This window comes from Kitasatospora sp. NPDC085879 (assembly GCF_040686255.1).
GTDB lineage: Bacteria > Actinomycetota > Actinomycetes > Streptomycetales > Streptomycetaceae > Kitasatospora.
In genome coordinates, this window is the sequence record NZ_JBFBJZ010000121.1 from 1 (window position 1) to 12415 (window position 12415).

General features: G+C 71.8%; 13 protein-coding genes. 6 read left to right on the forward strand and 7 right to left on the reverse strand.

The window, feature by feature from the left end:
- Positions 1–99: 99 nt before the first annotated feature.
- The 3 genes from AB0P35_RS39750 to AB0P35_RS39760 form a co-directional block, all read right to left on the reverse strand.
- Positions 100–1422, reverse strand: a complete 1323-nt coding sequence (locus AB0P35_RS39750; protein WP_363521005.1) for a hypothetical protein — start codon at positions 1420–1422, stop codon at positions 100–102.
- Between the two features lie 68 nt (positions 1423–1490).
- Positions 1491–2321, reverse strand: a complete 831-nt coding sequence (locus AB0P35_RS39755; RefSeq protein WP_363521007.1) for an AfsR/SARP family transcriptional regulator — start codon at positions 2319–2321, stop codon at positions 1491–1493.
- 175 nt (positions 2322–2496) lie between these two features.
- Positions 2497–3504, reverse strand: coding sequence for a helix-turn-helix transcriptional regulator (locus AB0P35_RS39760; protein WP_363521010.1), 1008 nt, complete (start codon positions 3502–3504; stop codon positions 2497–2499).
- Between the two features lie 267 nt (positions 3505–3771).
- Here AB0P35_RS39760 and AB0P35_RS39765 point away from each other — a divergent pair, with 267 nt between their 5' ends.
- Both AB0P35_RS39765 and AB0P35_RS39770 read left to right on the forward strand, forming a co-directional pair.
- Positions 3772–4140, forward strand: coding sequence for a hypothetical protein (locus AB0P35_RS39765; protein ID WP_363521013.1), 369 nt, complete (start codon positions 3772–3774; stop codon positions 4138–4140).
- Positions 4141–4298: 158 nt separating this feature from the next.
- Positions 4299–4460, forward strand: a complete 162-nt coding sequence (locus tag AB0P35_RS39770; RefSeq protein WP_363521016.1) for a hypothetical protein — start codon at positions 4299–4301, stop codon at positions 4458–4460.
- Positions 4461–4469: 9 nt separating this feature from the next.
- On the opposite strand, the gene AB0P35_RS39775 is transcribed toward AB0P35_RS39770, so the two are convergent.
- Positions 4470–5264: an alpha/beta hydrolase fold domain-containing protein gene (locus AB0P35_RS39775; protein WP_363521018.1), complete on the reverse strand. Its 795-nt coding sequence runs from the start codon at positions 5262–5264 to the stop codon at positions 4470–4472.
- A gap of 176 nt (positions 5265–5440) precedes the next feature.
- On the opposite strand from AB0P35_RS39775, the gene AB0P35_RS39780 reads away from it, so the two are divergent.
- Entirely contained in the window at positions 5441–5710 is a 270-nt protein-coding gene (locus AB0P35_RS39780) for a hypothetical protein (RefSeq protein ID WP_363521021.1), read from the forward strand.
- 22 nt (positions 5711–5732) lie between these two features.
- On the opposite strand, the gene AB0P35_RS39785 is transcribed toward AB0P35_RS39780, so the two are convergent.
- The gene (locus tag AB0P35_RS39785; RefSeq protein WP_363521036.1) at positions 5733–6044 is read right to left on the reverse strand and encodes a nuclear transport factor 2 family protein; all 312 of its coding nucleotides are present in this window, start codon (positions 6042–6044) and stop codon (positions 5733–5735) included.
- 20 nt (positions 6045–6064) lie between these two features.
- On the opposite strand from AB0P35_RS39785, the gene AB0P35_RS39790 reads away from it, so the two are divergent.
- Complete coding sequence (locus AB0P35_RS39790; protein WP_363521024.1) at positions 6065–6508, forward strand: MarR family transcriptional regulator; 444 nt, start codon at positions 6065–6067, stop codon at positions 6506–6508.
- A 645-nt stretch (positions 6509–7153) separates the two neighbouring features.
- Here AB0P35_RS39790 and AB0P35_RS39795 read toward each other — a convergent pair.
- Positions 7154–7513 (reverse strand): hypothetical protein, encoded by a 360-nt coding sequence (locus tag AB0P35_RS39795; RefSeq protein ID WP_363521027.1) that lies wholly within the window; start codon positions 7511–7513, stop codon positions 7154–7156.
- A gap of 1793 nt (positions 7514–9306) precedes the next feature.
- Complete coding sequence (locus AB0P35_RS39800) at positions 9307–10308, reverse strand: hypothetical protein (RefSeq protein WP_363521030.1); 1002 nt, start codon at positions 10306–10308, stop codon at positions 9307–9309.
- A gap of 372 nt (positions 10309–10680) precedes the next feature.
- Here AB0P35_RS39800 and AB0P35_RS39805 point away from each other — a divergent pair, with 372 nt between their 5' ends.
- Positions 10681–11955 (forward strand): glycosyltransferase, encoded by a 1275-nt coding sequence (locus AB0P35_RS39805; RefSeq protein WP_363521033.1) that lies wholly within the window; start codon positions 10681–10683, stop codon positions 11953–11955.
- Positions 11956–11965: 10 nt separating this feature from the next.
- Positions 11966–12160 (forward strand): hypothetical protein, encoded by a 195-nt coding sequence (locus AB0P35_RS39810; protein ID WP_363521034.1) that lies wholly within the window; start codon positions 11966–11968, stop codon positions 12158–12160.
- The last annotated feature ends 255 nt before the right edge of the window (positions 12161–12415 follow it).

Below are 12415 nucleotides of genomic sequence, written 5' to 3' on the forward strand. Positions count from 1 at the left end.
CCCCGGCGTGGGGGTGTGGGCCCCCCGGCCCCCCCCGGGGGGGCGGGCCCGCCCCCCCCCCCCCCGCCACTCACCCGCTCACGCAGAGAACGAACCCGCTCACGCCGAGAAGCAGCAGCTCAGCGAGGCGCCGTCGCCCTGACTCACCACGGCGCCCGGAGCACTGGCGGGCAGGCCGCGGACCTGCACCCCGCCGAACGCGTCGCCGACCAGGAACACGCCCCAGTTGAGCACCCACGGCTCCAACCCGCCGGTCTCCGCGTCACGGAAGTCCTCAGACTCCGGCACCACCCGCCGCTGCACCACGTACGGGCCGCCGACGGCCGCCGTCACACCCTCGCGCCACTCCTGCTCCGTGGCGGTCCAGCCGGGCAGCACCCCGGCACCGCCGTGCAGCCAGCTGGGCTTGAGCACGAGGTCGTGCCGGTGCGCGAGGCAGTACTCGAGCGGGTCGACCTCGTCCTCGTCCACCAGGAGCTTCCCGCCGTCCAGTGCGGCCGTCCACGGCAGCACGCGGTCCACCAGCGCGCGCTCGTCGGCGGAGAGGGCGGCCCGGTGCCGCCGGTCGCTGAGCACCGCCAGCGCCGACTTGCCGCCCAGCGCCTCCACGTCCAGCGGCAGCATCATCATCGCCTCGTCCGCCTCCAACGCCCGGAACAGCTCGTCGAAGACCTGCGCGTCCGCCGGCGACACCAGTTCCTCCAGCAGGAACATCCGGTGCACCACGTCCACCCGCAGGCCGTCGAGCCACAGCCCGCCGTCGCGCCGCCGCAGCGCGCCGACGTCCGCGGCACGCGCGGTGAAGCCGCGCTCGGCGAACATCATGGCGACGAACTCGCTGCTCGACGGGTCCGCGCGGAGGCCGGCGGGGGAGTCGACCACGGCGATGACCGGCTGCTGCCCGTCGTAGCCGCGGCGTTCGCAGCAGGCCCGCACCTCGTCGGCGATCATGGACATGGTGTCCAGGCAGCGCAGCCCCCGGGACTCCACGAACTCCCGGACGACCGGGTCGGCCAGGTGCAGCCTGGCCTGCCACGAGATTCCGAGGCCGCCGAGGGCCGAGGTGGCGTTCAACTCCAGGACCCGGAAGCCGTCCTCGGTCTGGTACACGTCCGGCCTGGCGAGCCGCGGGGTGCCCGCTCTGGCGGTGCGCCGGGCGGCCTCGATCTGCGGGCCGGTCAGACCCAGCAGGGCGCCGTACCGGGTCAGGTCGCCGTCGGTCACCCGCTCGGGCATCACCATCAGCAGGTCGTGCAGGGCCGTCAGGTCCCGGTGCAGCCGTGCGCGCCGGTCGGCGTCCAGGAACACCGGGCGGGACAGCCGGGGTGCGGCCCGGTTCGCCCGCGGTGCGGGCCGGTCGCGGCGGGCGGCGCCGGACCGGCGCACGGGAAGTCGAAGGAAGTCCTCGGTGAGCGAGTTCATCGGGAAGGCACCTCAGCAGGTCGGATCCGGGCAGGGCTCGGCGGCAGTCGACGGGCGACTCGCACGGGTCAGGACGCCAGCGCGGTCAGCGGGGCCCGGCAGCCGGCGCAGGACCCCGCGGCCCCGTGCGGCTCCGCCGCGGCCCCGAGCGGACGGCCGGAACCGGCCAGGACGAGCCCGCCGTCGGCCGCCAGCAGCCGCTGGAACAGCGCCTGCAGCTCGGCGCCCGGCTGCACGCCGAGCTCGCGGACCATCAGCGTGTGCGCCTCGCGGTACTGCTGCAGCGCCTCCGCCTTGCGGCCGGAGTCGTTCAGTGCCCGCATCAGCAGCGCCCGCAGGCGTTCCCGCAGCGGATGCCGGCTGACCAGGGAGGCGAGGGTGCCGACCAGCGCGGCACGGCGGCCGAGGCCGAGTTCGGTCTCCAGCATCTCCTCGGTGATCGCGAGCCGCTCCTCCTCCAGCCGGGCCGCCTCGATCGCCAGGCCGGGCACCCCGCTCAGCGCGGGCCCGCGCCACAGGTCGAGCGCCGCCTGGAAGGAGGCGACGGCCTGTTCGGGCCGGCCCTGCGCGAGCAGGTCGCGGGCGGTGTCGACCCGGCCGCGGTAGACCGCGAGGTCCACCCGCTCAGGCGCGACCTCGATGGCGTAGCCCGGGTACCGGCTGACGATCCGGTCGTCCAGCAGCTTGCGGCGCAGCGTGGAGACGCAGGTCTGCACCTGGGCCCGCGCGGTCTCCGGCGCGTCGTCGTTCCAGATCACCTCGGTCAGCCGGTCGACCGACACGACCCGGCCGGCCTCGAGCAGCAGCGCGGCCAGCGCGGCCTGCTGGCGGCGGCCGCCCAGGCCGGCCACCCGCCCCGCGGTGGATACCTCGACCGGGCCCAGGAGTTGATAGTCCATGGCGGAACACCTTCGATGGGAGTGGGATTCGGCGGCCGGGCGATCGATTCCCCGGGCCGGTCCCCATGTGACACCACATCCGAGAGGTGCGATAGAGGAAACGGGTGGACGCTTGATGACGCTGGCATAAGCCGTCCAGGCCGGATCCGGCCCGCGCCGGGAGCCCGCGTCACGGCTACCGCGTGCTCGGCAGCCACCCGTCCTGGACGGCGTGGACGCCCGCCTCGAAACGGCTCCGGGCCTCCAGACGCTCCATCAGATCCGCCGCGATGCGCCGTGCGGTGCGCGGCGAGACACCGAGGCGCTTGGCGATGGCCTCGTCGGTGAGCCCGTGGGCGAGCAGCCGCAGCACCGCCGCCTCCTGCGCCGGAAGACCGTTGCTGTCACTGGCCCGCGGTGAGCTGAGCGGTGAGGCGTTGCTCCAGAAGCTCTCGAACAGCGCGCACAGCGCGGTGACGGTGCCACTGCCCTGCAGGAGCACCGCCCCGGCCCGTGCGTCGGCGGTGTCGATCGGCAGCACGGCCAGCCGCCGATCGGAGATGATCATCCGGATCGGCAGGGTCGGCACGGTGCGGACGTGACCGCCGTGATCGCTCAGCCACTGCAGGTGCCGTGCGGTGGGCTGGTGGTTGCGGACACTGTCCAGGTAGACGGTGCGGATCACGATGCCGCGGTCCAGCAGCGCGGCGTTGGGCTCGCGACTGGCCTCCAGGTCCGCCTCCGTGTGGGCGCCACCCGGGGCGAACGTCATGATCTCGTGCATGGTCTCGTCGGCGAGCCGGCTCAGACGGCTCCGGATCTCCTCGGGGCCGGTCAGCTGCTCGCCGTGCGAGGCGGCCTCCTGCGGCCGCAGCGCCGAGCACTCGGCGATCAGGCGCGCCGCGGCCGCGCGCGAGGCCTCGATCTTCAACTGCTGCGCGGCGAGGTCCGCCTGCTGACGGGCCAGCAGCAGTTCCATCGCCACCTCGGGCGGCACCGGCCGGAAGCCCGTCCCGGGGAACTCGCCCTCCTGGGCGGCGGGATGGACCAGTGCCAGGCCGCTGAGCCGGTCCAGCAGTCGGCGTATCTGGGCCGGCGGCGCCGCGAAGCGCTGGGAGAGCTCCACGACACCGTCGTGCGGGTGCGCCAGCATCAGGCGGTAGAGCCGTTCCGCTTCCTGGTCCAGACCGAGGATCTCAAGCACGCGCGGTCGCCCCATCCCATCGAGAAGTCCGTTATTCGAACATTCGATGATAGGTCGTCAGGAGCACGACACCAGGGCCAAACCGGCAGAGTGCGGATCGACCGCACACGCTCCGACCGGGTCGGAAACGGCCGGATGGGCCGAGGACCGGCGACGGTGCAGGCCGCGGCGGCAGGCCCCGCCGGCGGCGGCCTCTTTGTGCAAGTGCAGCAAACGTCCCGTGGGATCGATTGTTGCCGAACGGCCACCGAGCGCAGGATGGCCGCCATGTATCTCGTACACGCCCAGTTGCGCTCCCACGATGCCACCGCACCGCCGGACGCCCTCGCGCAGATGCTCTCCTGTTGCGCGCAGGACGCCCGGCTGGAACACGTCACCGTGCACGACGAGGACGAGGGCCGGGTGGTCGTCGGCCTGTTCCTCACCGCCGCCGACCTGGACCACGCGGAGCTCGCCGCCCGACGCACCTGCCGGCGCGCCCTGACCGACCACCGGGAACTCGCCGGATTCACCCTGGACCGCTGCGGGGCCGCAATGGAGCCCGGCTACTGGGACCGGCTACTGGACGAATCCGCCCCTGGACGCATTGTGCCACTGCAGAATCCGTCCAAGGGACACCCCTTCCAACCGTTCTGACGCGGCGGCAGAGTTCTCGACGTCGGGGGCCGGCGGACGCCGCCCCCGGCCGCGGGCGCCGGTCGAAGGCACCGCCAGGATCGTCGAACTCTCCATGTGTCTTCAGCGAAGGGGGACTTGCTGTGATCTCCAGCCGGGTTGTCAAGGTCGCGGTTGCCGTGCTCGCTCTGGGTTCCGTCGTCGGACTGGGTGCCGTCCACGCCGACCCGTCCCACCACCGGGTGTCCGTGGCCGACTCGGGCAGCACGGCGCCGGTCGTGCCGGGCACCCCCGGCCCGTCCCCCGCGCCCACCCTGGCCGACGTGACCTGGGGCCGCTGAACCGCCCCGTTACAGCAGCGGTGGCAGGTCCGCCGGGAAGTGTGCGCGCAGGAAGGCCCCGGCCGCGGCGAGTGCGGCCGCGCCCTCGTCGAGCAGGTGGGCGAAGCCCTGGAAGACGTGGGGGACTCCCGGGGTGACCTGGAGGGTGACGTCCACGTCGGCGGCCGCCGCGCGGGCGGCCAGCCGGGTCGCGTCGTCGAGCAGGATCTCGTGCGAACCCGCCTGGACGAGCAGCGGCGGCAGGCTTGCGAGGCCGGCGAAGAGCGGGCTGGCGAGGGGGTGCGCAGGATCGCCGGCGCCGAGGTAGTCCACGACCCGGCGGTGCAGCGCCCGCGGGGTGAGCGCGGGGTCCGCGGCGGCCTTGCCCGTCATGCTGGCGCCGCTCATGGTCAGGTCGACCCAGGGGGAGAACAGGGCGGCCGAGGCCGGCCGTGGAAGACCTTCGGCCGCCATGGCCGCCAGGGCGGCGAGAGCCAGCCCGGCCCCCGCGGACTCGCCTGCCAGGGCGATCCGGTCGGCCGGCACACCGCTGTCCAACAGGGCCCGGTAGGCGCCGAGCGCGTCGTGCGGCGCGGCCGGGAAGGGGTGCTCGGGTGCGAGCCGGTAGTCGACGGAGACGATTCGGCAGCCCGCGTGCCGGGCGAGGTCCGAGGCCAGGCCGGCGGAGGCGGCGGCCGAGCCCATGGCGTACCCGCCGCCGTGGAAGTAGAGGACGACACGGTCCCTCCGCCCGCCGGCCACGTCGACGGTGACCACCGGCACGCCGCCGAGCGCGCCGGGCACTGCCTCGACGGCTTGGGCCACGGGGTGCGCGGTGAGCAACTTCTCGAAGATCGCGCGCTGTTCGACGAGGTCGCCCCCGAGGTCGAGCGGCCGATTGTCGACGGGGCCGGTCCCACGGCAGCGTTCGGTCGGCCGCGCGGAGCAGTCCGCGGGCGGGTTGACGGCCTTCCGTCGTCGTCCCGCCTAGTCTGGCCGGTATGACGAGCGACGACGGCGCGCAGATCCCGCTCACCCCTGCGGCCGGACAACTTGCTGGCTGCTACCGCAAACTGCTCGAACTCGTCGAGCGCTGCGCGCGGTCGCTCGAGGTCGGCGACTGGGTGATCCTCTCCGACGAGGCCGGCGACCTGTCGGTTGCAGCGGACGAGGTCGCGGCCGCTGCCGAGGCCCTGACGCGCGATGGGGCGATCACCCGGCCCGTGGACGTGCTCGCCATGGTGGAACGGCTCTCCCGACCGGTCGACTGAACCGGCCGCGGGGCCAGGGTGTTCAGCGCGCGCTGCCGATGGTGCGGTCGGTGTCGGTGCGTTCGAGCAAGAGGGTGGTCTCCTCGATGCGGTGGAAGCGGCCGTCGGGGGCGAGGTCGGCGAAGACGTAGACCTCCATGGTCGCGGTGGTGCCGTCGTTCTTGGTGATGTGGGCGGTGTGTCGGTCGGCGTACTTGGTGCCGTCGTGGAGCTCCTCGTGGACCTCGACGTGGCCGCCGGTGACGTTGTCGCGCAGGTGGGTGATGTGGTCGAGGAAACTGGGTGCGTGCGCTGCGCACGCTTCTCCTGAACTGTAGCACCCGATGCGTGCGATGCGCACGCTAATCTGGTGGCATGGAGAACGAGGTGGGCAATGAGATCGCGGCCGCCCTGGGTGTCCTGCTGCGGCGCACCACGCGCACACAGTTGCACCGGCGGCTGACCGAAGGCATGGGCGAGGCACTGGACGAGCTGACGTACCCGGTGCTCAGCGCCCTCGCCCGGACAGGGCCGCGCAGCGCCGCCGACCTGGCCCCCGAGGTCGGGCTCGACCGCTCGGGCGTCACCCGCCGCGCCACCCGGCTGGAGGACGCCGGCCTGGTCCGCCGCGAGCCCGACCCGCACGACCGGCGCGCACAACTGCTCGTCCTGACCGACCAGGGCCAACAGGCCGTGATGGAACTGCGCGATCGGCTGGCCGCCCGCATCACCGCGAGCCTGTCCGACTGGCCCCCCGGTGAGGCCGAGGCGTTCGCCCGCCACCTGCACCGCTTCACCACCGAAGGCCCGTTCACCTGAGCCCACCCGGCGGCTGTGACGGTCTGTCACCACCCTGGGGCGGCCCGCGGCCCGGGAGACGGTCCCCGGCCTCTTGCCGCGCGCCCGTGCCCCAAACACCGTCAGGTCGCCGCCCAGCCCGCAAAAGCGACCCGGACCGCGCAGCTGTATGCCATCGCCTCCGACGGGGGTGGCCCCGGCGATCCGGGCAGACGAACGGCGGGTCACATGAAGGCACTCGGCTGGCCGGACCCTGCCGGTCTCCAGCGGGGTGCGCGCCGGAAGGGCTTGGGCCCGGCGGCACCTGGACGAACTCGGCTGGACCGAGCAAGCCCCCGACGCGGCCGACGCCGTCGTCCTGAGCATCTCGGAACTCGTCACCAACGCCCACCTGCATGCCGGCAGTGCCGCCGACCTCGTTCTCACCTGGGACGGCAGATGTCCGTACGTCAGCGTGCACGACGAGTCCGCCGTGCTGCCGCGCCAACGGGATGCCGGTCCCGAGGCCACCGGTGGCCGCGGAATCGCCATGGTCGACGCGCTGTCCGACGGGTGGCAGACCCGGGCCTACCGGTGCGGCAAGACCGTCACCGCCTGCTTCCACCCGTCGGGCCGCGCCACTCCACTGAGTCACCGCGGACCCGCCCCCACGGGGAGGTCCGCGGCTCAGCGGCCGGTCAGTGTCGGCGGCCCGTCCGGGCCGCCGCACACCCAGGCGAGGGTGTCGTGCACGCCCCGGGCGAAGTCCAGTTCGACGGTGCGCCCCGCGTGCCCGAGAAGCTCGCCACGAGCGGCCCGGTACTCCTCCGCCACCCGCAGCGCGCACGGCCGACCGGCATCCATCGGCGCCGAGGCGGTGATCGGTGCCGTCACCCGGCCGCCCGTGGCCCAGCGCAGCGCGCCGATCACGCCCCGCCCGTACCTCCCCGCGGAGAGCCGGTCCGCGGCGGCCAGCGCCAGCGCGGCGCTGATCTCCTCGTGCGGGCGCAGGGCGGACTGCGGCTCGGGAGACGTCGTTGGAGTCATGGGCCGACGCTAGCCGCACCCCATACGGCCGCCCCAGCCACACGGTCCGATCAGGTGATCACTCCGGCCGGCCGGCGGCCGGGGCGGGGCCGAGGCGACGACCGCCGCGCCGCCCGACCGCTGCTGTCCCCGCGGTGGCGGCACCTCTCCGCGAGGGCGCCGGTACGGCGCTGACGGATGGGCTCCGGTCACGCATCGTCACAATCTCGTGGTCGTCGGCGCGGGCACGGGCAACGCGCTCACCGGCGACCGCTTCGCCCACCTTGACGTCGCTCTGATCTCTCCGGAGGCCCGTTCGGCGGGACGTGCCTGAACGTGGGCTGCATCCCCGGCAAGATGCTCGCCGCGACCGCCGACGTCGCCGATGCCGTCCGCGCCGCCGGTCGGCACGACGTCGACGCGACTCTCCGCCGGACGCGGTGGCCCGACGTCCAACGTCGGGTGTTCAGCCGACTCGACGCCGTCTCCTGGGAGGACGAGGACGATCGCCGCGCCTCCTCGTTCGTGACGGTCCACCGGGCATGGCCCGGTTCACTGCCGCACGGCAACTGCGCATCGAGACCACGGGCCACAGGGGCAGTAGCGCGAGCGTCGGTACGAGCGCCACCGTCGCCAGTACCAGCGGCATCAGCGCGAGGGCCTGCGGCTGAAGAAGGTGGAGACGGAACGTGACCCCGTGAGGGTCCCGGAAGTCCTGCCAGCTGTGGTCGCCTATGACAGGGCGGTGATCCTGGCCGAACGGACATGTCGTCGCCCGGGAGATCGCGCGGCTCAGCCGGGAGTTGCTGTAGATGAGACCCGCCGGCGTGCCGCCTTCGAGAGCCCGGATCCAGGCCGGCCGCGGCGGCGGGGAACGCCGGCGTGAGCATCCCTCACCCCCCCGGCCGGCAGCAGTGCGCTCGCCCGAACCCTGGCTGCCCGCGTCCAGAGCACCATCACCCTGGGCGCCTGACGGCGTCATCGGCGAACTGGCCACAGAGCCGCCCGATGACGACCGCAGCCGGGAGAGCAGACGGGCCTGGAGCCGATGCCGGGCGGCCGCCATCCCCAGGACGGTGGCTCGAGCACTGCGCGATGTGCCGCTGGCTGCGGGCCGACCACCAGGGGCGCGGCATCCGAGCCGGAAGACATGGCCATTTCGGAACCCCGCGTTCGTCGATCTCCTCAACATCCCATGACCAGGCCATGTGGAAGACAACCGAAACATTGGATGAGGTTTCCCGTGCGGGGGACCCGCCTTTTCAGAGAAGGCTGGCCCGAGCGGGGGAGCTGAATTCATAGCTCGATTATCTGTGTTCCCGGCGAGTCCTATCGGAAATTTACCGACCCCAGGGTGGTGATGATCCACGGCCGGATTGAAGGTTCTGTCGGCGGCGGGCATGAGCTGTGGTCTGGATCGCTCGTCGGGATGTGTGCGTGAGGTGAATTAGGTGTTCAGTTAGTGAAGTTCGAGAGCGTGGGCATAGGCGGGAACGGCCGTGGCCTCGGGGCGGAGACCGTTCAGAATGGGTCAGAGGTTTCGCCGACCGGCCGTTTTGGCGAGCAGGCGGCCGATTTGGAGGTTTTGCCCGTCCGGACGGCGGGTCTGTCGGTTCGTGGGCAAGTTTGTAATGGTAGCAATGGATTTGTTCGGCCGGTCTATGCTGGGGCATCACCCGCACTCGGCGCCTTGATCACCGCCTTGGTCCGGGATCAAGTGGCGTGCGCATGTGGTGCACCTTTCCTGCCGTGCTTCCAGGCCTGCTCGGCCTCAGTTCTCAGCCTCAGAGGAAGGTTGCTGCATGAACCGTCACTCACTCAGAAAGTCGCGAGTCAAAGCCATCGCCGTGCTCTCCATGGGCGCTCTTTCCGCGGTCGTCAACGTCGCTTCGGCGACTGAGGCGGTGGCCCGGACGATCGAGAAGTCCACCGACCACCAGGTCCATGCCCCTAAGATCCCGGGGCCGAACGGCGCTATGAGCGCCGACTTCACCCCCAAGGGCAAGCAGCTGGTTCAGGGCACGCCGGCGGGCAGCGAGACATCCAACCGCGACCTCTGGGAAGACCTGGATTCGCGCTGGTGGCCGTACTACGGCTCGCAGGGCCCGCAGGGCCCGCAGGGTGATGTGGGTGCTCAGGGCCCGCAGGGTGATGCGGGTGCCCAGGGTGCTCAGGGTGATGTGGGTGCCCAGGGTGCCCTTGGTGCCCAGGGGCCCCAGGGTGTTCCCGGGGTTCAGGGTGCGCTCGGTGCCCAGGGGCCTCAGGGTGTTCCCGGGGTTCAGGGTGCTCAGGGTGATGTGGGTGTCCAGGGTGCCCTTGGTGCCCAGGGGCCTCAGGGTGTTCCCGGGGTTCAGGGTGCGCTCGGTGTCCAGGGTGCGCTCGGTGCCCAGGGGCCTCAGGGTGTTCCCGGCGTTCAGGGTGCTCAGGGTGATGTGGGTGTCCAGGGTGCCCTTGGTGCCCAGGGGCCTCAGGGTGTTCCCGGCGTTCAGGGTGCCCAGGGTGCGCTTGGTGCTCAGGGTGCGCTCGGTGCTCAGGGGCCTCAGGGTGATGTGGGTGCTCAGGGTGCGCTCGGTGCCCAGGGTGGCATCGGTGCTCAGGGTGTTCCCGGTGTTCAGGGGCCTCAGGGTGATGTGGGTGCCCAGGGTGCGCTCGGTGCTCAGGGTGTTCCCGGTGTTCAGGGGCCTCAGGGTGATGTGGGTGCCCAGGGTGCGCTCGGTGCCCAGGGTGGCATCGGTGCTCAGGGGCCTCAGGGCTCGCAGGGTGCTGCAGGCCCGAGCGGGGCCCAGAGCACCGTCGTTACGACGGTCGGCGCGCAAGGCGTGGCGACGGCGAGCTGCCCGCTGGGCACGTTCGCGATCGGTGGCGGCTACTCGAACTCGGGTGGGTCGGCCGTCTTGTACGACGGCCCGGTCGGCGGCTCACCGGCCACCGGATGGCAGGTCCAGGTGTCCGACGGCACGGCCACACCCACCGCGTTCGCGATCTGCTCGGCGTAGCGCCTGGCAGACGGCGATGCCGGGCCGACCGGTCCAGCCGAGCCGACAACGCATGACGGTTCCCCAGGGTCGGTCAAGCCCTGGGGAACCGCCGGCGCAACCGTCCACGGGCACAGGCCATCCCGTGGGCGGCCTCATCGGAAGAGTCACACCGTCAGAGTTCCCGATATTCTCGCAGGCAGGTATTAGCAGATGATGTCATCCGCAGCTCCGAGGTTCTCCGTCTTCACCCCCAGCCACCGGCCTCGCTTCCTGGACGAGTGCCTCGAGTCGCTGCAGGCGCAGTCCCGATCGGACTGGGAATGGATCGTCCTCCTCAACAACGGGGCGCGGTGGCGTCCGGAGCGCCCGGACGACCGTGTCCGGGTGGAGATCGCCGATGACGTCACGGGCGTCGGAGCGGCGAAGCGCCGCGCCTGTGAACTGGCGCGCGGTGAGATCCTGGTGGAGCTCGACCACGACGATCTCCTCGCCACGGACTGCCTGGCGTCCCTTGCGCAGGCGTTCGACGAGCACCCCGAGGCGGTCTTCGCGTACAGCAACACCGCGCAGATCTCCGAGGACGGCAGCCGGGACGACACCCGCTTCAACGAGGCACACGGCTGGCGTTACGAGGAGGTGACGGTTGACGGGCGTCCCTTGCTGCAGTCCATCGCCATGGCGCCGGTGCCGCACAACGTGTCGTACATCTGGTACGCACCGAATCATGTCCGTGCCTTCCGCCGCGACGCCTACGAACGTGTCGGCGGGTACGACGCGGCGCGCACCGTGCTGGACGACCAGGACCTGATGTGCCGTCTGTTCCAGGAGGGGGAGTTCGTCCTGATTCCGCGGTGCCTCTACCTGCAGCGTATGCACGCGGGCAACACCCAGCGCGATCCGGAGGTCAACGCCCACATTCAGCGCGAGACGGTAGCTCTGTACGACAAGTACATCGAGGCCAACGCGCTCGCTTGGACCAGGCGCAGGGGCCTGCTGGCGGTGGACCTCGGCGCGGCGCACCGCAAGCCACCCGGCTACCTGGGGCTGGACCAGTACCCGGGAGAGAGCGTGGACATCGTCGCGCAGCTTCCCGGCCAGGTGGATCTCCCCGACGGCTCGGTGGGCCTGCTGCGGGCGGTGGACTTCCTCGAGCACGTGCCCGCGAAGGTACCGCTGATCAACGAGCTCTTCCGGCTGCTGGCGCCTGGCGGCATGCTGCTCACTCTTACGCCGAGCTCGGATGGCCGGGGCGCGTACCAGGACCCGACGCACGTCGCCTTCTACAACGAGAACTCCTTCTGGTACTACACCGATGACCAGTATCGGGTCTTCGTGCCGGAGATCGAGGCCCGGTTCCAGACGTCGCGGCTGGTCACGTACTACCCGAGCGACTGGCACAGTAAGAACGACATCTCCTACGTCATGGCCAATCTGATCGCGGTGAAAGAGGGTGCGGATCGCTGCGGCGGCCTGCTGTTGGTCTGAGGGGGTCCGTGTGGTCGGCGCCCGGTTCGGGTGCCGACCTCCCCGTCTCCAGGTCCTGCGAGCCGAGATCCGCACCGTCGGCATCGTCGCCGCACAGACCACTCTCGAACTCGCCGCCGCCTCGTATCACGCCGTCCGCAGCGACGACACGGCCCCCGCCGCCGCCGTCCACGAGCGGCTGATCGACCTCGCCCGCGGCGGCTAGTACCCCGACATCGCCCCCTTCATGGCCGGCCGGCGGCCCACCACCTCCCGGAGCCGGCTGGCTCGACGGCGAAGAGACGGTACGCACCAGGTGGCGGGCCCTGGTCACCGCCCGCCAAGCCGGCCTTGGCGGGCGGCACCGCCAACTCGCGGCGCTTCAGCGGGACTTCTCCTCCTGCAACAGGTCCAGCAGGTACTGGCCGTACCCGCTCTTCAGCAACGGCTCGGCGAGCGCGCGCAGTCGGTCGCCGTCGAT